Source organism: Caldibacillus debilis DSM 16016 (assembly GCF_000383875.1).
Taxonomy (GTDB): domain Bacteria; phylum Bacillota; class Bacilli; order Bacillales; family Caldibacillaceae; genus Caldibacillus; species Caldibacillus debilis.
In genome coordinates this window covers 22,566-42,225 of sequence record NZ_KB912885.1, presented here as the reverse complement: position 1 = coordinate 42,225, position 19,660 = coordinate 22,566, and the positions used below count along the sequence as shown (strand labels likewise).

At 51.9% G+C, this 19,660-nt stretch carries 19 protein-coding genes; all 19 read left to right on the top strand.

Annotation, left to right across the window (positions count from 1 at the left end):
• The first annotated feature begins 124 nt into the window (after positions 1 to 124).
• Positions 125 to 904: a TatD family hydrolase gene (locus A3EQ_RS0107870; RefSeq protein WP_020154632.1), complete on the top strand. Its 780-nt coding sequence runs from the start codon at positions 125 to 127 to the stop codon at positions 902 to 904.
• A gap of 109 nt (positions 905 to 1,013) precedes the next feature.
• The gene (locus tag A3EQ_RS0107865) at positions 1,014 to 2,201 is read left to right on the top strand and encodes a G5 and 3D domain-containing protein (RefSeq protein WP_020154631.1); all 1,188 of its coding nucleotides are present in this window, start codon (positions 1,014 to 1,016) and stop codon (positions 2,199 to 2,201) included.
• A gap of 690 nt (positions 2,202 to 2,891) precedes the next feature.
• Entirely contained in the window at positions 2,892 to 3,452 is a 561-nt protein-coding gene (gene rnmV / locus A3EQ_RS0107855; RefSeq protein ID WP_020154629.1) for a ribonuclease M5, read from the top strand.
• Positions 3,445 to 4,344, top strand: a complete 900-nt coding sequence (gene rsmA / locus A3EQ_RS0107850; protein ID WP_020154628.1) for a 16S rRNA (adenine(1518)-N(6)/adenine(1519)-N(6))-dimethyltransferase RsmA — start codon at positions 3,445 to 3,447, stop codon at positions 4,342 to 4,344. Before rnmV ends, rsmA begins: the two co-directional genes overlap by 8 nt.
• A gap of 270 nt (positions 4,345 to 4,614) precedes the next feature.
• Positions 4,615 to 5,499 carry a sporulation peptidase YabG gene (yabG, locus tag A3EQ_RS0107845; protein WP_020154627.1) on the top strand — a complete coding sequence of 295 codons (885 nt, stop codon included), beginning with the start codon at positions 4,615 to 4,617 and terminating at the stop codon, positions 5,497 to 5,499.
• 391 nt (positions 5,500 to 5,890) lie between these two features.
• Complete coding sequence (veg, locus tag A3EQ_RS0107835; RefSeq protein WP_020154625.1) at positions 5,891 to 6,145, top strand: biofilm formation stimulator Veg; 255 nt, start codon at positions 5,891 to 5,893, stop codon at positions 6,143 to 6,145.
• Positions 6,146 to 6,276: 131 nt separating this feature from the next.
• Entirely contained in the window at positions 6,277 to 6,453 is a 177-nt protein-coding gene (locus A3EQ_RS0107830) for a small, acid-soluble spore protein, alpha/beta type (protein ID WP_081626203.1), read from the top strand.
• 247 nt (positions 6,454 to 6,700) lie between these two features.
• A complete protein-coding gene (ispE, locus tag A3EQ_RS0107820) occupies positions 6,701 to 7,567 on the top strand; it encodes a 4-(cytidine 5'-diphospho)-2-C-methyl-D-erythritol kinase (RefSeq protein WP_020154622.1) in 867 nt (288 codons plus the stop codon).
• An 84-nt stretch (positions 7,568 to 7,651) separates the two neighbouring features.
• Positions 7,652 to 8,476, top strand: coding sequence for a pur operon repressor (gene purR / locus A3EQ_RS0107815; protein ID WP_020154621.1), 825 nt, complete (start codon positions 7,652 to 7,654; stop codon positions 8,474 to 8,476).
• A gap of 61 nt (positions 8,477 to 8,537) precedes the next feature.
• Positions 8,538 to 8,927: a RidA family protein gene (locus A3EQ_RS0107810; protein ID WP_020154620.1), complete on the top strand. Its 390-nt coding sequence runs from the start codon at positions 8,538 to 8,540 to the stop codon at positions 8,925 to 8,927.
• A gap of 103 nt (positions 8,928 to 9,030) precedes the next feature.
• Positions 9,031 to 9,318 (top strand): septation regulator SpoVG, encoded by a 288-nt coding sequence (spoVG, locus tag A3EQ_RS0107805; protein ID WP_026499829.1) that lies wholly within the window; start codon positions 9,031 to 9,033, stop codon positions 9,316 to 9,318.
• Between the two features lie 194 nt (positions 9,319 to 9,512).
• Complete coding sequence (gene glmU, locus A3EQ_RS0107800) at positions 9,513 to 10,886, top strand: bifunctional UDP-N-acetylglucosamine diphosphorylase/glucosamine-1-phosphate N-acetyltransferase GlmU (RefSeq protein ID WP_026499828.1); 1,374 nt, start codon at positions 9,513 to 9,515, stop codon at positions 10,884 to 10,886.
• 15 nt (positions 10,887 to 10,901) lie between these two features.
• Entirely contained in the window at positions 10,902 to 11,852 is a 951-nt protein-coding gene (locus tag A3EQ_RS0107795; RefSeq protein WP_020154616.1) for a ribose-phosphate diphosphokinase, read from the top strand.
• 154 nt (positions 11,853 to 12,006) lie between these two features.
• The gene (locus tag A3EQ_RS0107790) at positions 12,007 to 12,639 is read left to right on the top strand and encodes a 50S ribosomal protein L25/general stress protein Ctc (RefSeq protein WP_020154615.1); all 633 of its coding nucleotides are present in this window, start codon (positions 12,007 to 12,009) and stop codon (positions 12,637 to 12,639) included.
• 85 nt (positions 12,640 to 12,724) lie between these two features.
• Positions 12,725 to 13,294, top strand: coding sequence for an aminoacyl-tRNA hydrolase (gene pth / locus A3EQ_RS0107785; RefSeq protein ID WP_026499827.1), 570 nt, complete (start codon positions 12,725 to 12,727; stop codon positions 13,292 to 13,294).
• A 97-nt stretch (positions 13,295 to 13,391) separates the two neighbouring features.
• Positions 13,392 to 13,622, top strand: a complete 231-nt coding sequence (locus tag A3EQ_RS0107780; RefSeq protein ID WP_020154613.1) for an anti-sigma-F factor Fin family protein — start codon at positions 13,392 to 13,394, stop codon at positions 13,620 to 13,622.
• Between the two features lie 119 nt (positions 13,623 to 13,741).
• On the top strand, positions 13,742 to 17,275 hold the full coding sequence (gene mfd, locus A3EQ_RS0107775) for a transcription-repair coupling factor (protein ID WP_020154612.1): 3,534 nt from the start codon (positions 13,742 to 13,744) through the stop codon (positions 17,273 to 17,275).
• A gap of 160 nt (positions 17,276 to 17,435) precedes the next feature.
• Entirely contained in the window at positions 17,436 to 17,972 is a 537-nt protein-coding gene (gene spoVT / locus A3EQ_RS0107770) for a stage V sporulation protein T (protein ID WP_026499826.1), read from the top strand.
• Between the two features lie 92 nt (positions 17,973 to 18,064).
• Positions 18,065 to 19,660: a putative polysaccharide biosynthesis protein gene (locus tag A3EQ_RS0107765; protein WP_020154610.1), complete on the top strand. Its 1,596-nt coding sequence runs from the start codon at positions 18,065 to 18,067 to the stop codon at positions 19,658 to 19,660.

Genomic DNA, 19,660 nt, shown 5'->3' with positions numbered 1-19,660 from the left:
AATGTTCCCTTCCGATTGTCGTGAAAATAACATGGAAATGTTACATCGGTTTAACATTTCTATGTTATTCTTTTTTGTAGCCGTCGAAGGGGATGCCGGAATCTTTGGATAACAGGTGGAACCCATGCTGTTTGATATACACACCCATTTAAATGCGGAACAATTCGAAGAAGATTTGGATGAAGTGATCGAACGGGCCCGGGAAGCGGGCGTCTCGTCGATGGTCGTCGTCGGCTTCGACCGGCCGACGATCCGGAAGACGATGGAATTGATCGAACGATATGATCATTTGTACGGCTGCATCGGCTGGCATCCGGTGGATGCCGTCGATATGCGGGAAGAGGATCTGGCATGGATTGAGCAATTGAGCCGGCACCCGAAGATCGTCGCCATCGGGGAAACGGGATTGGATTATCATTGGGATAAATCGCCCAAGGACGTCCAGAAAGCCGTTTTCCGGGAACAGATCCGTCTGGCGAAAAAACTTTCCTTGCCGATTATGATCCATAACCGGGAAGCGACGGAAGATGTCATTCAAATTTTAAAAGAGGAACACGCCGAAGAAACGGGCGGGATCATGCATTGTTTCAGCGGCAGTCCGGAAATTGCCAAAGAATGCATCAAAATGAACTTCTTCATTTCTTTGGGAGGGCCGGTCACGTTTAAAAACGGCAAGCAGGCGAAAGAAGTCGCAAAGGAAGTGCCGCTTGCATATTTGCTTCTCGAAACCGACTGTCCCTATTTGGCACCCCATCCTTTCCGCGGGAAAAGAAACGAACCCGCCTATGTCAGATATGTGGCGGAAGAAATCGCCCGCATCAAAGGGCTTCCTTTGGAGGAAATTGCGGAAATCACGGCGAATAACGCAAGAAAAATATTTAAAATCGCAGACGGAAAAGGGTGATTGAGCCGATTTAGCACGATCGGCCCGCCTTTTCCGATCAAGCGGAAGAAAGGATGGGACGGCCGGCCTCTTCTTCCCGCGCCATCTCCATGCAAAGGAGGCACTTTTTGTGAACATTGAGAACGGGCTGTTGCCCAAGGCCAGAAGCAAAGCGAAGCAGTCCTTCATCTCCGCAGGTGTCATCATTTCTTTTACGATCATCGGCATCCTGTTTCATGAAGGAACGAAAAAGACGGTGGCTGTTTCCATCGACGGAAAAGTCCAAGAGGTCAGCACCGATGCGAAAAATGTCCAGGAACTGCTGGATGATTTGAATGTCGATGTGAAAAAGAACGATTATGTCTATCCGAGCTTGGATACGGAACTGAAGGAGAACATGAAAATCGTTTGGAAGCCCGCCGTGCAGGTCGTGATCAACATCGACGGGGAAAAACAAAAGGCCTGGACGACGGCGGAAACCGTCGGACAGCTCCTGGACCAATATAAGATCGATCTTGGAAAACATGATGTCATCAATTTCACGAAACAGTCGTCCCTGGCCAATAATCTGGAAATCAAAATAAACAGGGCCTTCGAAGTGCAATTGATCGACGGGGGCAAAAGCAGAAAAGTCTGGTCTCCTTCGACTACGGTCGCTGACTTTTTACGGCAACAAGGAATCGCGTTGAATGAAAATGATCGGGTAGAACCGGGGTTGAACGAAAAGCTGACCCGGAATTCCAAAGTTTCAGTCATCCGAGTTGAAAAAGTCACCGATGTAGTCGAAGAACCGATCCATTACGCCGTCATCACGAAAAAGGATAGCCGCATCCCCTACGGCGAGCAAAGAATCATCCAGGGTGGAAAAACGGGGAAAAAGGAGAAAAAATACGAAGTTGTCTATGAAAACGGCAAGATTGTTTCCAAAAAACTGATCAGTGAAAAAATCGTCGAAAAGCCCCAAGATAAGATTGTCGCCGTGGGGGCGAAAAAGATCATCCGGACGGCTTCCCGGGGAAATGCGGATGCTAAGGAATTTTTCGTCACGGCGACGGCTTATACCGCCAATTGCAGCGGCTGTTCGGGAAGAACGGCAACCGGCATCAACCTGATGGCCAATCCGGACATTAAACTGATTGCCGTAGATCCGCGGATCATTCCGCTGGGGACGAAGGTTTACGTGGAAGGTTACGGATACGCCATCGCCGGAGATACGGGGAACAAAATCAAAGGATATAAAATTGATCTGTTCTTCCCGTCGAAACAACAGGCGTGGCGATGGGGAGTAAGAAAGGTGAAAATACGGATCATCAAATAAGGGCAGGGGTTTCCCCCTGCTTTTTTATTTTCGGCTGCGGGAACGGTCCTGGAAAGGGGATTATAACCGAACGGACGAAATGAAGTGCGCGAGGATGCCGGGGCCCTTCCGCGGCCTGGAAGCGGAAGCCGGCTTGACGGAGCGGCAAGCGTATGGATGCGGGAGCTTCGAACCGGTCAAAGGCCCGGATATCGCGATTCGAACCGGGGTCGAATATCACGGTTCGAATCGGTCAAGGGACCGGATATCGCTTTTTAAGCGCCGGGAGGGAGTCAGGGGGCAAGGGAGACAGGCGTTCCATCCCGTCCTCCGTTTGTCCGGTTTTAAACTCCGTCGCCAAAAGACCGCCGCTTCCGGAAAGAACTTCCTGCGGTCCTTTCCTTTTGGCGGCTGCAAGGGTTCCGAAAAAGGCCATATTGACAGTAGGCCCCTAAAATTCGCGGCAATAAGACCCGTACGATTGCCTGAACCGCCGATGGGGACCGCTCCCGGCCCGGTCTGCCGGGGTCCAAAAACCATATGTTTTGATCCTGCTCCGGCCTCCCCGGCAGGGACCGCTCCGATCGCAACCCTTAATGGGGCGCAAACGGCCGGCGCCGGATAAAGAGCGGAAAAATTTTATGCCCCTGTTTTTCCCGGCGCAAAATAACGTTATACTTGAACAAGAATGGTTTAAAACGGAGGTTTTTCATGAAAATAAAGGAAATCATCGTAGTCGAAGGGAAGGACGACACCGCCGCGGTAAAGCGGGCGGTCGATGCCGACACGATCGAAACGAACGGATCCGCGCTCGATGAAGAAACCATAGAAAGGATAAAACGGTTGGCGGACAGCCGGGGAGTCATCATTTTCACCGATCCCGATTATCCCGGTGAAAAGATCCGCAAACAGATCGCGGAGCGGGTGCCCCATTGCAAGCATGCCTTTTTGCCGCAGACGAAGGCGAAATCCAAAACGGGGAGAATCGGCGTGGAATATGCGACCGCCGACGAAATCAGAAAGGCGCTGGAGGATGCGGTAACGATGGGAGAGGCGGCGGAAGAAGTCATCTCCATGGAAGCGTTGATCGAACATCATCTCGTCGGCCACGAAAATGCGAAAAGGCGCCGGAAAAGGCTCGGAGAATTGTTAAAAATCGGATACGCCAACGGAAAGCAGCTGCATAAACGGCTGATGATGTTCCGAATCACGAAGGAGCAGTTTCTCGAAGCCCTGCAACAGATGGACGGGGAGGGTCTCCATGATGAATAAGGCGATCGCCAGCCCGGGACGGACCAGGGAGATCCTGGACAAATACGGCTTCACGTTCAAAAAAAGCCTCGGGCAAAATTTCCTCATTGACGCCAATATTCTCGACAAAATCGTCGCCGCATCCGGCATCGATGAAACTTGCGGGGTGATTGAAATCGGCCCGGGGATCGGCGCCTTGACCGAACGGCTGGCGCAAAAAAGCAAAAAGGTGGCCGCTTTTGAGATCGACGGGCGGCTGATTCCGGTTTTAAAGGATGTTCTTGGCGGATATGGAAATGTCTCCATCATCCACCAGGATTTTTTAAAAGCGGATATCCGGAAGACGATCGCCGAGGAATTCCAAGATGCCGGCGACCTGCTGATCGTCGGCAATCTCCCCTACTACGTCACGACCCGGATGATCATGAAATGTTTGACAGAGGATCTTCCCGTAAGCCGGATGGTTTTCATGGTGCAAAAGGAGGTCGGCGACCGCCTTTCAGCCAAACCCGATTCGAAGGATTACGGATCCCTTTCCATCGCCGTTCAGTATTACACGGTGCCGGAAATTGTCACGAAGGTCCCGAAAACGGCCTTTATGCCCCGGCCGAAAGTGGATTCCATCGTCGTCCGCCTGACGAAAAGGGAGCATCCTCCCGTTGGCGTGGCCGATGAAACATTTTTCTTCACCGTCACCCGCAGCTGTTTTGCCCAACGGCGAAAAACGATCATGAACAACCTCATGCATCAGATGCCCGGGGGCAAAGATAAAAAGGAGGAGATTCTTCACGCTTTGCTTCAGGCGGGAATCGAGCCGGAAAGGAGGGGGGAATCCTTGTCCATCGAAGAATTCGCCCGGCTGGCCAACGGGCTGTACCCCGTTTTCGGAGAACACGGAAAGGACCGGGAATGAACCGGTGACCGATGACGGAAAGACCGGACGATATGAACTTCTGATTTCCATAAAAACCGGGATGAACCGGCAACAGATGGCGGACCCGGGCGCCGCCAGCCGTAGAATGGCAAAATTGGCGGAAAATTCCTCGCCGAAAAGGGCGGACGCAGCAGCAAAGGGAACCGTGCCCGCATCTTGTGCCGCCCGATGTAGCCCATCCAACATTCACCCATCCTCGTTTCGCCGCATAGCTTATAAGACGAACGAGATGCATGGAGTGAATAGCGGATGAACATAAAAATCAACGATATTGTCGGGAGGATTTCCTATTCCCTGGATATCCCCTTCCGGGTGATCCATATTTATGAAGAAAACGGGGAATCTTACGCCCTTCTGCACGGGGATGAGATCCGCCTGATTGCCGATGCCCCGGTAAAGGATCTGCAGAAGCTGGATCCGGAAGCCAGAAACGAGATTTTAAAGCCTTTTCGCACCTTGGTGGAACAGTCGCAGGAACTTTTCAAGCAGGATTATCGTCTGATCAAAGAGCGGCAGATTTATGAATCCAACGATTTGTGCAAAAGGGATTACCAGCTTTTCCAAATGCCGGGAAAAGTTCTCCATGTGGACGGGGACGCTGAATATTTAAAAAAATGTATGGAAGAATATAAAAAAATCGGGATTCCCATCTACGGCACCTACTGCAACGAAAAAGACATGCCCTATATCGTGCCCGATCTCGTTGACCAATACCGGCCCGACATCCTGGTCGTCACCGGCCATGATTCCTATTCCCGCCACCGAGGCAAAAAGAAGGATCTGAACGCCTACCGCCATTCCCGGGACTTTGTCAAAACGGTCCTTGAGGTCCGGAAAAAACATCCCAATCTGGACCAGCTCATCATTTTTGCCGGCGCCTGCCAATCCCATTTCGAATCGCTGATCGGTGCGGGCGCCAATTTTGCCAGCTCGCCGATGCGGGTGAACATCCACGCCCTCGACCCCGTGTACATCGTGGCCAAGATCAGTTTTACCCCTTTTACGGAACGGATTCATGTATGGGATGTGCTGCGGAACACGATCACCGGGGAAAGGGGGATCGGGGGAATAGAGACGAAGGGGGTTTTGCGGACGGGCATGCCCTATCACCCGAAATTGGATGAAGAAAATTAACGGGAAACTTGGAGAGGAGGGGGTTGGCCGGCATTGGCCGGTTCTTCCTTCTTTTTTTACACGGGAGGAAAGGGTCGTGCGGCGGCCAAAGGTTTCGCTTCCAACAAAGGAGGGCTTGGAGCATCCGGAACGAAGGGAGCCCTCTTTTTTCGTTTGCATGCTTCCCCCGTTTTTTCCGCAGGCAAATGGCCGCCGGCCCGATCTTGGATCCATGATTTTTGCCCCCGGCTCTTTTCCGGAATCGGGAAAAACCCGCGGATCGCGGATCCATGAACGGAAAGTCAGAAAAAATCTATTGACAAAGGAAAAATAACATTGATATAATTTTAGTTTTAATTTGACTTTTCACCACCCTTTGTGTTAAACTGTTAAGTAGCGAGGTGTTGAAAAGATGCCTAAAACGTTAGCCGAAATCAAGAAAGATCTGGATTCGAATCTCGGCAAAAGATTGGTTCTCCGGGCGAACGGCGGGCGGAGAAAAACCATTGAGCGCTCGGGCATTTTGGCGGAAACCTATCCGTCCGTTTTTGTCGTGGAATTGGATCAAGACGAGAACGCTTTTGAACGGGTTTCCTACAGTTACGCGGACATCTTGACAAAGACCGTGCAAATCACCTTTTTCGACGACAAAAAAGAATCGGTTTAATTTTGGGCAGTGGACGTCTCGTTTGCTGCTTTTATTTTTTGCTTTTTCGTTTTGGCAAAATTACGCATGTATCCGTCCTTTTGAACCGACGAAAACTAATCCTGTCACAGTTGAAGGAAGGAGCCATGCCGATGGGTCGAAGAAGAGGGATCATGTCTGAAGAAATGAAGGAAGAGCTTGCAAAGGAGCTGGGTTTCTGGGATGTTGTCCAGAAGGAAGGATGGGGCGGAATCCGCGCCCGCGACGCAGGAAACATGGTGAAAAGGGCGATTGAGATAGCGGAACAGCAGCTCAAAAACAAGCGGTAACCGATTCCTCAGCAAAAATCAACTGTGACGGCCGCGGGGAGTTTATCTTCCCGCGGTTTTCCTTTTTCATTTTCCCGGAACCGCAAGGCGCACGGGAAGGCCGCCTCCCTGCGGCCCGCTGTCTGCCGTGATGTGAATCCGCTGGATCGCCGAATTCCCTGCGGCCCGTTTCCTTATGAAGCGGGTGAACCGCGGCGGAATATGATAAAATAGGACCGAGCATACATTGCAAAAGTAGGTGGATTCATTGGAACTTCATGTCAAAGCACCGGCTAAAATCAACTTGACCCTGGATGTGCTGTTTAAACGGGAGGACGATTACCACGAGCTGGAGATGGTGATGACGACCATCGATTTGGCCGACCGGATCCGGCTTAAGATGCTGGATGACGACGTGATCCGCATCAACGCATTAAACCGCTACGTTCCCTCCGACGAACGGAATTTGGCCTATCAGGCCGCTCACCAGTTAAAGACCCTGTTTTCCATAAAAAAAGGCGTGGAAATTACCATCGAAAAAAATATTCCCGTGGCTGCGGGTTTGGCCGGCGGGAGCAGCGATGCCGCCGCCTGTCTCCGGGGATTGAATAAATTGTGGGGGCTGAATTTAAAAACGGAAGAACTCGCGGAAATCGGCGCACGGATCGGTTCGGACGTGCCTTTTTGCGTTTACGGGGGGACGGCGCTGGCCAAGGGCAGGGGGGAAGTGCTGACCAGACTGCCGGCACCGCCCAGTTGCTGGGTCGTTTTGGCCAAGCCCTCCATCGGGGTTTCCACTTCCTTTGTCTATCATCAATTGGATTTGCGGGAAATCCGTCACCCGGATACGAAGACGATGATCGACGCCATTTACCGCCAGGATTTCCGGGGCATATGCGAAAATCTGGGCAATGTCCTGGAATCGGTCACCTTGAAGTACTATCCGGAAGTGAAACAAATCAAAGAAGACATGAAACGGTTCGGGGCGGACGGCGTGCTGATGAGCGGGAGCGGCCCGACGGTCTATGCCCTCGTCCGGCACGAATCCCGGATGCACAGAATCTACAACGGCTTAAAGGGTTTTTGCAAGCAAGTTTACGCCGTTCGCATGCTCGGCCAACCGTTGGAAGAGTAAAGGCGGCCTGAGGAATCTTGTTAAAAAACGGACATTATTATAAAATTTTTAAAGAATATTCGTTTTTATGTTGAAGGTGATCAAATGAGCTGGAAGAGAAGCGAGCGGCTGGTCGACATGACCCATTATCTGTTAAACCATCCCCGCGAGATCATTCCCTTGTCTTTTTTTACGGAAAGATACCAGGCGGCCAAATCGTCGATCAGCGAAGACCTGGCCATCGTGAAAGAAATTTTTTCCAGAAAAGGGATCGGCGACTTGATGACGATTCCGGGAGCGGCCGGCGGCGTCAGGTTTTTTGTATCCGTAAAGGAGGAAGACGTAAAGCTTTTTGTAAAAGAGTTGCTCGCCATGATCGGGCGGCCCGACCGCCTTTTGCCCGGAGGATATTTATATATGGCCGACATCGTCGGCAACCCGAAGATCATGGATAAAGTGGGCCAACTGTTTGCGGCGAAATTCGGCCGCGCCGACATCGACGCCGTGATGACCGTGGCGACGAAGGGCATCCCCCTGGCTTTCGCCACCGCCCGCTACTTGAGCGTCCCCGTCGTCATCGTCAGGCGGGACAGCAAAATTACCGAAGGATCGACCGTCAGCATCAACTATGTGTCCGGTTCGGCGAAAAGAATCCAAACGATGGTCCTTTCCAAAAAAAGTTTAAAAGAAGGGTCCCGGGTTTTGATCGTGGACGATTTCATGAAGGCCGGGGGGACCATAAACGGCATGATCAGCCTGCTGAAGGAGTTTCAAGCGACCTACGCGGGCATCTGCGTGCTGGCGGAAGTGGAAAACGTGAAGGAGCGCTTGGTCGATCAATATTTGTCCGTCATCAAGATCACCAAAATCGATGAAAAAAATAAAAAAATTGAAGTGGAAGAAGGAAATTTCTTTCAATTTGGCGAATAAATGAAAATGCGGCCATTTGCGGGCGGCTTTCCCAGCAATTCAGACAGGACGGTGATGTGCGATGAAGACAGTGGCCACGGATTCGGCTCCCCGGGCGATCGGCCCCTACTCCCAGGCGGTGGTGGTCAACGGCATGGTCTATACGTCCGGGCAAATCCCCCTCACTGCCGACGGCAGGCTCGTCAGCGGGGACATCGGGGAGCAGACGGAGCAGGTGATCCGGAATTTGCGGGCCGTATTGGAGGCTGCCGGTGCCTCGCTGGCGAACGTCGTGAAAACGACAGTATTTTTGAAGGACATGCAGGATTTTGAAAAGATGAACGAAGTATATGAAAAACATTTTTCCGGCCATAAACCGGCAAGATCCTGCGTGGAGGTTTCCCGGCTGCCGAAGGATGTCCGGATCGAGATCGAGGCAGTTGCTTTCACGACCGATGAGAGCGCTTTATAGTTAAAATATTTTTAAAAAAATGGAAAAAATTTTTCTCGAGAAGAAGGATTTTTCTTCTTCCCATCGAATAAATAAAATAAGATTTTTTAAGGTGGTGAGCAAAATGGAAGTAACAGATGTGAGATTGCGCCGTGTCAACACGGATGGGCGGATGAAGGCGATCGCCTCCATTACCCTCGATAACGAATTTGTCGTCCACGACATTCGTGTGATCGACGGCAACAACGGTTTGTTTGTCGCCATGCCGAGCAAGCGCACCCCCGATGGGGAATTCCGCGATATCGCCCATCCGATCAATTCTGCTACCAGAGGCAAAATACAAGAGGCGGTGCTCGCAGAATACCATCGCCAAGGCGAACTGGAGCAGCAATTGGAAGAAGCGGGTGCATAAAAAACCAAATAAACAACAAGGAGCCTACTTCACGAAAGTAAGGCTCTTTTTTTGTTTGCGAAATAAGGTCTCGCTCCCCCGCCCCGCCGGCCCCTCGTCTTGCCTTCGCCGCCATCCGGGTCATCCGTTCCTTGAAATCAAAAGGCTTTTAAGATATTATTCATAATGGAATGAAGTTAATGATGGAGGAGATCATGTCCAATCGTTTTGTGATCATATTGGCCGCAGGGCAAGGGACGAGGATGAAATCGAAGCTGTACAAAGTGCTTCATCCCGTCTGCGGCAAGGCAATGGTCGAACATGTCGTCGATGAGATGCTGCGGATCGAACCTGACCGGATTTACACAGTGGTCGGTCACGGTGCGGAACAGGTGAAAGAAAGACTGGACGGAAAATGCGAGTTTGTTTTTCAAGAGGAGCAACTCGGTACGGGACATGCGGTACTGCAAGCAAAACCCCATCTCGAGGATAAAACCGGCATGACCCTCGTTGTTTGCGGCGATACGCCGCTCTTGAGAGCGGAAACGGTCAAAGCCTTGATGGATCATCATGAAGAATCGGGGGCGAAAGCCACCGTTTTGACGGCGAAGCTCGAGGATCCGAAGGGGTACGGGCGGATCGTAAGAAACGCTCAAGGCATGGTCGAAAAGATCGTGGAAGAGAAGGACGCCACCGAAGAGGAAAAACAAATCCAGGAGATCAGTTCGGGCATTTTTTGTTTCGACAATTCCCTCCTGTTTCAGGCCCTGGAAAAGGTGACCAACGACAATGCCCAGCGTGAATATTATTTGCCCGACGTCCTTTCGATCTTAAGGAAGGAAGGGCATCCCGTATCCGCCTTCCTGATCGGAGATCCGGCGGAAATTCTCGGCGTAAACGACCGGGTTGCGCTGGCTGAGGCGCAAAAAATCATGCGGAGACGCATTCATGAAAAGCATATGAAAAACGGCGTCACCATCATCGATCCGGAGAATACGTACATCGATTGCGATGTGGAAATCGGCCGCGACACCGTGATCTATCCGGGAACGGTGATCAGGGGAAAGACGAAAATTGGCGAAGATTGTGAAATTGGTCCCAATACGGAAATCGTCAATTGCGAAGTCGGCGATGCCACCGTGATCAAGCATTCCTTGGTCACCGACAGCCAAGTCGGTTCCTCCGTCCAAATCGGTCCCTTCGCCCACATTCGTCCGGAAACGAAAGTAGATGATGCGGTCCGCATCGGAAATTTTGTGGAAGTGAAAAAATCCTTCATCGGCAAACACAGCAAAGTTTCCCATCTGTCCTACATCGGGGATGCCGAAGTCGGCAAAGACGTCAATATCGGATGCGGCACGATCACGGTCAACTACAACGGGGTGAAAAAATTTAAAACGATCATTGAAGACGAAGCTTTTATCGGCTGCAATTCCAATCTGGTCGCTCCCGTGACGATCGGCAAAGGCGCCTATGTCGCCGCCGGATCGACGATCACGAAGGACGTGCCCGGAAATGCCCTTGCGATCGCAAGATCCCGCCAGGAAAACAAGGAAAACTATGTGGAAAAATTGAAATTAAAGAATTGACACGGAGGTTTTTCAATGTCAGGCTCATATCCGGATCACCGATTAAAATTGTTCACGCTGAATTCCAATCCCGGCTTGGCTGAAGAAATCGCCCGTTTCATCGGAGTCGACCTCGGCAAATGTTCCGTCAGCCGTTTCAGCGACGGCGAGGTCCAGATCAATATCGAGGAAAGCATCCGGGGCTGCGACGTTTTCGTCATTCAATCGACGAGTTCCCCCGTCAATGAAAATTACATGGAACTGCTGATCATGATCGATGCCCTAAAAAGGGCCTCGGCCCGGACGATCAATATCGTCATGCCCTACTACGGATACGCCCGCCAGGATAGAAAGGCGCGCGCCCGGGAGCCGATCACGGCGAAGCTGATCGCCAATTTGCTGGAGACGGCGGGCGCCACGAGGATGATCACCCTCGATCTGCACGCGCCGCAAATTCAAGGCTTTTTCGATATTCCGATCGACCATCTGATGGGTGTGCCCATCCTGGCCGATTATTTTGAGAGAAAAAAATTGGAAGACATCGTCGTCGTTTCCCCGGATCACGGCGGCGTAACCCGCACCCGGAAGATGGCGGAGCAGCTGAAGGCGCCCATCGCCATTATCGATAAGCGGCGGCCGAAACCGAATGTGGCGGAAGTGATGAACATCATCGGCAACGTGGAAGGACGGACCGCCATCATCATCGATGATATCATCGATACCGCAGGAACGGTGGCGATGGCGGCTGACGCCCTGATCGAAAACGGGGCGAAGGAGGTTTACGCCTGCTGCACCCACCCCGTTTTGTCGGGTCCCGCCATTGAAAGGATTGAAAAATCCCATATTAAAGAGTTGGTCGTCACCAACTCCATCGCCTTGCCGGCGGAGAAAAAAACCGACAAGATCCGCCAGCTTTCCGTCGCTCCGCTGCTGGCCGAAGCCATCGTCCGCGTGTTCGAGCACAAATCGGTCAGCGCCCTCTTTTGAATCAAGGATTTTGAATAAAAGACGGAATTCCGATCCCGGATTTTCGCCGACTGTTCGGGAAAAGCTATAAATGCAGTTTCGTTTCTGAAATTTAGGGTATTCTTTGAACATCCTTTGAAACTGAAAAAGTTGGAAAAGGAGAGGTGCCCTGAATATGGAAACCGTATTAACTGCAAAGCGAAGAACAGATTTGCGAAAATCTGCGACGAACCGTTTAAGAAGAGAAGGATACATCCCCGGCGTCCTTTACGGGAAAGAAGCGGGGAATATACCGATCTACGTTTCGAAAGGCGAATTTCTTAAAACGGTGAGCAAAGAGGGAAGGAACCGTCTGTTGAATTTGGAAGTCGACGGGAAAAAATGGAATGTCCTGATTCAGGAAACCCAGGAGCATCCGCTGAAAAAGGAATTGATCCACGTCGATTTCTTTGCGGTGGATCTGAGCGCGGAAATCCGCACGGAAGTCCCCGTCGTTTTGACGGGCGAACCCGTCGGGACGAAACAAGGCGGCATTTTGCAGCAAGTCCTGTTCGAAATGGAAATTACGACGAAGGCGAATGAAATCCCGAATGCGATCGAAGTGGACGTATCCCATTTGGACATTGACGATACCGTTGTTGTCGGAGACGTCCTCGATCGGTACAAAAAATATAAAATCCACCATGAACCAGATGAAGTCATCGCCACCTTGCTGCCGCCTGAAGACACCGGCGCGGAAGAAACGGAAGCCGAAGCGGCCGATGCCGGTGCGGCGGAAGGCGAAGAACAACCATCCGATGAATCATGACCGAAAGAGAAAAGAGGTAACCATCGTCCATCGGTTACCTCCTTTTTATTCGATCGAACCGGCTTGGCCAAAGGGGGTGCTGGATATGAAACTGATCGCCGGTTTGGGGAATCCGGGGGAAGGATATAAGGAGACGAGGCATAATATCGGTTTTGCCGTCATCGATTTGCTCTCCCGGAAATTCCAAATCCCGCTGGACCAAAGCAAATTCCGCGGTTTGTTCGGAAAAGGCAAGGTCAACGGCGAGGATGTCATTTTGTTAAAGCCGATGACCTATATGAACGCATCGGGGGAATCGGTCAAACCTTTGCTCGACTATTACCGAATCCCGCCGGAAAATTTGCTCGTGATCTATGATGAATTGGATCTGCCCGTCGGGAAAATCCGCCTGCGCTTCAAAGGAAGCGACGGCGGGCATCGGGGGATGAAGTCGATCATTACCCGGTTGGGGACGGAAGAATTCAACCGGATCCGGATCGGGATCGGCCGCCCGGAACGGGGATACCCGATCGTCGACTACGTGCTCGGCAGGTTTTCCCCCGAAGAGAAGCCCGTGATCGACGAAATGGTCCAAAAAGCGGCGGACGCCTGTGAAATGTGGCTGGAAAAGCCCTTTTTGGAAGTGATGAACGTCTATAACAAATCGGTTGAATGAAGGGCCTTTCCTTCTGATATAATAGTTTCAAATGAATAACCGCTCCCTGGCCGGTCAATAATACTCCTATAACGAACTTACAGGGAGCGTGGCCCTCGTGGCGATTCATTATTATTGCAGGCATTGCAAAACGAAAATCGGCACCCTGGATGCGGACAAAGCCGATGCGAAACGGCTCGGTTTCCATCTGTTGACCGAGGAAGAACGGATGGAAATGATCCGGTACGATCCGTCCGGGGACGTCATTGTCCGCTGCATTTGCGAAGACTGCCAAGAATCCCTGCAAAGAAACCCGAATTTTTATGCCAACGACTATATCATCCATTAAGCGGCTTTGGTTGATCCCAAGGCATTTTTCTGTTTCTTTTCAACGGGGAATGCCCGGGCCCGGACGGTTTCCGGGCTTTTCCCGGTTGAAAATAGGCGCGGGAAATAAGGAGAGTCATTATGAAGGGCTTGTTGGATTTTTTTGCAAATAAAAATGAAATTAAAACGGTCGCCGCCGGCATTGCGGAAGGGCTGAAGGAACAGCTCGTCACCGGATTGTCCGGTTCCAGCCGGGCGGCTTACATCGCCAGCCTGCATAAAAGCACCGGCAAAAGCATCCTGTTTTTGACCTACAATTTGTTGCAGGCGCAGAAGATGTTCGAGGATTTTACCCAGCTTCTTTCGGAAGAAGAGGTGTTTTTATACCCGGCCAATGAGCTGATCATCGAAGATTTGAGCTTCGCCAGCCCGGAATTGAAATCCCAGCGTCTTGAAACCTTGAATAACCTCGTTCAAGGAAAAAAGGGGATCCTCGTCATTCCCGTCTCCGGGATGCGAAAGCTTTTGCCGCCGAAGGAATTGTGGCAAAAGCATTTGTTCCGCTGGCGTCCGGGGGACGAAGTGGACTATGAGTCTGTCATCAAGGATTTCGTCGACATGGGATATACCCGCACCGAGATGGTCACCACGCCCGGGGAATTTTGTGTCAAGGGCGGAATCATCGACATTTATCCTTTAACCGAAAGCGAACCGGTCCGCATCGAGCTGTTCGACAACGTCATCGATTCGATCCGCACCTTTTCCGTGGAAACGCAGAAATCTTCCGGGGAACTGGAGGAGGCGGTGATCGGCCCGGCTTCCGAATATATTTTGGAAAAACAGCATCTGGAATCGGTCATTCGCCAATTGGAAGAAAAATTGCACAAAAGCTTAAAGATTATCAAAGACGAGCAAACGAAAGCGGCGATGGCGGAAAACATCCGGCATGATATCGAACGGATGCAAAACGGGCAGCTGCCGGACGACATGTACAAATATCTTTCCATGGCCTACGACCGGCCTGCGAGTTTACTAGATTACGCGGGGCGGAATGCGATCATCTGCGTCGATGAGATATCGAGGATGAACGAAATGCTGGAATCCCTCGATAAAGAAGAGGCCGAATGGATCACCAGTTTGATCGGCGAGGGGAAAATCGTCCACGATTTGACCGTCGCCCATGACGTCATGGACCTGATCAAAAATTCCGGCTCGCCGATCGTTTACTTCTCGCTGTTTTTGCGGCATATCCCGAACGTGAATCCGCAAAACATCCTCAATCTCCCCGCGAGGCCGATGCAGACGTTCCACGGTCAGATGAACATTTTGAAAACGGAGATGGAACGCTGGAAAAAGCAAAATTACACGGTGATCTTTCTCTGCGGGGATGAAGAACGGGCGGAGAAGACCGCCGGCGTCTTTTACGATTACGGTTTGGAGGCCGTGGACAACCGGAGCGGGGAAAGGATCCTCGAAGGGAAGCCCCAGATCGTCATCGGCCATCTGCAGACCGGGTTTGAAATCGCCGTGCATAAAGTGGCGGTCATCGACGAACAGGAACTTTTCAAAAAAAGGAAGAGGAAAAAGGCGGGAAAACAGAAATTATCCAACGCCGAGAGAATACAGACCTACACCGAATTGAAGCCGGGCGATTACGTGGTCCACGTCAACCACGGCATCGGCAAGTACCTGGGAATCGAAACGCTGATCATCGACGGCGTGCACAGGGACTATTTAAAGATCAAATATAAGGGCAACGACAAACTGTATGTGCCGATCGACCAGATTCATCTGGTGCAAAAATATGTCGGAACGGAAGGCAAGGAACCGAAGATTTACAAATTGGGCGGCAGCGAATGGAAGCGGGTCAAGAAAAAGGTCGAGTCTTCCGTCCAGGACATCGCCGAGGATTTGATCAAACTGTACGCCGAGCGGGAGGCGACCCCGGGGTTCGCCTTTTCCCCCGATACCGAGCTGCAAAAGGAATTCGAGGCCGCATTTCCCTATAAGGAGACGGAGGATCAGCTCCGCTCGATCATGGAAGTCAAGAAGGATATGGAGCGCCCCAAACCGATGGACCGGCTCCTCTGCGGCGACGTGGGATACGGAAAAACGGAAGTCGCCTTGCGGGCCGCATTTAAGGCGGTCATGGACAACAAACAGGTGGCCTTCCTCGTCCCGACGACGATTTTGGCCCAGCAGCATTACGAAACGATGCGGGAGCGATTCCACGATTTCCCAGTGAAGATCGGAATGCTGAGCCGGTTCCGCACGCGAAAGGAACAACAGGAAACGATCAAGCAGCTGAAAAACGGGACGATCGACATCGTCGTCGGCACCCACCGCCTCCTGTCCAAGGATGTCCAGTTCCATGATCTGGGCCTGCTCATTATCGACGAAGAACAACGCTTCGGCGTTACCCATAAAGAAAAGATCAAACAGTTGAAAACGAACATCGACGTGCTGACTTTGACGGCGACGCCCATTCCGCGGACGCTGCACATGTCGCTCCTCGGGGTGCGCGATTTGTCGATCATCGAAACGCCTCCGGAAAACCGCTTCCCCGTTCAAACCTACGTCATGGAGTACAGCACCCACGTCGTGAAGGAAGCGATCGAAAGGGAGCTGGCCCGGGAAGGGCAGATTTATTACCTGTATAACAATATTGAGGATATTGACAGAAAAGCAGAAGAAATCTCCCTGCTCGTGCCGGATGCGCGGGTGATTTACGCCCACGGGCGGATGTCCGAGGCGGAGTTGGAAAATGTGATGCTCTCCTTCATCGAAGGGGAATACGATGTCCTGGTCAGCACGACGATCATCGAAACCGGCGTCGACATCCCGAACGTCAATACCCTCATCGTGGAAAACGCCGACCGGCTGGGACTTTCCCAGCTGTATCAGCTGCGGGGCCGGGTCGGACGCTCCAACCGGGTGGCTTATGCCTACTTTACCTATCGGAAAGATAAGGTTTTGACCGAAGTGGCGGAAAAACGGCTGCAGGCGATCAAGGAATATACCGAGCTCGGCTCCGGCTTCAAGATCGCCATGCGGGATTTGGCCATCCGGGGGACGGGGAACATTTTGGGCCCGCAGCAGCACGGATTTATTGAATCGGTCGGTTTTGACCTCTATTCCCAAATGCTTAAGGAAGCGATCGAAAAAAGGAAAGGGATTCAGCCCAAGGAAGAGAAGGAGGTCGAAATCGATCTGGACATCGATGCCTATATCCCGGATGCCTATATTTCCGACGGCAATCAAAAGATCGAGATGTACAAACGTTTCCGCGGGCTGAAAACACCGGAGGACATCCGGGAGCTGCGGGAGGAGATGCAAGACCGTTTCGGCAGCTATCCGCGAGAAGTGGAAAATTTGTTCATGATTTCGGAAATCAAAATTTCCGCAAAGGCGGCAGGCTGCGAGTCGATAAAAAAAGACAAGGATCAGGTCGTCTTCCTTTTCACGGAGGAGGCCACGGAAACCATGGACAAGGAAAGGCTGTTCCAGATCACCAAACCCTACGGCCGGATGGTCGGATTCGGGATGGACGGAAAGAAAATAAAGGTGGTTTTCTACCGGAATTCCTTTTCCGGAGACGGCTGGTTCGAAGCCGTCCACGAGTTCGCCGAAAAATTGCCCCTTACGCAGCGATCCCGGGAAAAATCCGTTTCCTGATCCGGCGTCCGGGCCGGAAGCAGTTTTTTCCCGGCCGTCCAAAAAAAGACTTTCCCATGCATAGTTCTTTCCGGATGAAAGATACTATTTGTTAAATAAAGGATGAAATTTCCCCAGAAAAACTTTGCTCAAAAACACCAAAAGAAAGCGAGGCAGCCAGATGAAAGCAACTGGTATCGTAAGGCGCATTGACGATTTGGGACGCGTAGTCATTCCGAAGGAGATCCGAAGGACGTTGAGAATCCGCGAAGGTGATCCTTTGGAAATCTTCGTCGATCGCGAAGGGGAAGTCATTTTAAAAAAATATTCTCCCATCAATGAACTGGGTGATTTTGCCAAGGAATACGCGGAGGCTTTGTTCGACAGTTTGGGGAGCACTGTGCTGATCACCGACCGGGATACGGTCATCGCCGTTGCGGGAGGTTCCAAAAAGGAATACTTAAATAAAAACATCAGCGAACAAATGGAAAGGATCATGGAAGAACGTTCCTCCATTCTGGAAACCCGCGGGGGAACCTTTTCCATTGTCGAAGGGAATGAAGAAGAATTTTCCTCCTATACGGTCAGTCCGATTATCGCCAACGGCGATCCGATCGGCTCGGTCGTCATCTGTTCGAAAGAACGTGCACTGGGAGAAGTGGAGAAGAAAGCGGCGGAAACCGCCGCGGGGTTTTTGGCGAAACAAATGGAACAGTAGATGCTTAACGTCCGAAGAAGGCAGTGGTCCTGTCTTCTTTTTTCTTTTATACTAATACCATGGAATGAGGATGTGGCGAAGGGAGAAACGGAATGGAAAACAATTCGCCGGTTTCCGGGGAGAGGCTGATGGTAAAAGGGGCGGTCATTTTGTCCGCAGGGGCGGCCGCAACGAAGATTTTAAGCGCCGTCTACCGCATCCCTTTTCAAAATATCGTCGGCGATATCGGTTTTTACATTTATCAGCAGGTTTATCCCTTTTACGGAATTGCCGTGGCCATGGCAAGCGCCGGCTTCCCCGTCATCGTTTCGAAATTATATGCCGAGCGGCCGTCGGAAAACGTGCTGTTCCGTGCCTTTTTGGCCCTTTTCCCCCTCTGTTTTTCCCTGTTTCTTTTCCTTTTTTTCGGCGCGGACTGGATCGCAAAAAAAATGGGCGACGGGAATTTGGCCCCGTTGATCGCCGCCGTCGCCTTTCCCTTCTTGTTCGTGCCCTTCATCTCCCTTTTCCGCGGCTATTTTCAGGGCATGGGGAATATGGTCCCGACGGCGGTTTCCCAAGTGGCGGAACAAACGGTGCGCGTCGGGGGGATATTGGCCGCCGCGGCGCTTTTCGCAAACGGGAAAAATTTGTACGCCGTCGGCGCAGGGGCGGCCGTTGCCTCGGCGGCGGGAAGCCTTGTTTGTTTCCTATTTTTGCTTTTCTGTTTTTTCCGGAGAAAGGGACGGAAAAACCGGCCTGAGCCGGCCGCTCCCGGCGATGGGGTGAGGCTGGGAACCGTTTTGCTCCATGGTTTGGCGGCGACGGTTTGCGGAATGGTTCCGGTGATTTTCCAGCTGATCGACAATTTTCAAATTTTGCCGTCCCTGCTGGCGAAAGGGACGGATTTTGATGCGGCCAGAGCGATGAAAGGGGTGTTCGACCGGGGGCAGCCTTTGGTCCAGATCGGCATCATCCTGTCCGTTTCCGTCTCCTCCGCCCTTGTTCCGATCATGGCGAAGATGAGGAGCCGGGGGAGGGAGGAGGAGGCCGACAAGCTGGCCCGGCTCGCCGTGCAATTCAGCATTGCCGCCGGAGCCGCCGCTTCCGTCGGGCTCATCATGATCATGGAGCCGTTGAATATCATGCTCTTTACAAATTCGGCGGGCACGCTGCCGCTTAGGATCCTCGCCCTAACCGTCGTATTTTTGGCGGCGAATATGGCCGTTACCGCCGTTTTTCAAGGCATGGGCAATCCCCTTCTTCCCTTTTATGGGGTTTTGGCTGGGATCGTCGCGAAGATTGTGTTCAATGCGGCGTTCATCCGGGCGTTCGGCATCCCGGGGGCGGCCCTTGCCAGCAATCTCGCCTTGGCGGCCATGTCAGCCTTCTGTTTTGCCGCTTTGAAAAAACGTATCAAGGAAGACCTTTTTCCCAAGGACTTTGTCTTTGTGCTGTTCCGCAGCCTGGCGGCCATGGCGGCGCTGGTGGGCGCCCTCAATGCCTTGTGCGGCTGGCTGCTGCCGGATTCGCCGGTCCGGCTGTTTTCGGCCTTCCAATCCCTTTTTGCCTCCTTTTTTGGGGCATTCGTGTTTTGTTTTGTCCTCGCCCGGGGGAAAATTTTTACGAAGTCGGAATGGCTGCTCGTTCCTTTCGGGGAAAAATTGCTCCGCTTTTTACCGAAAACCGATAGGGGGGATTCCTGTTGA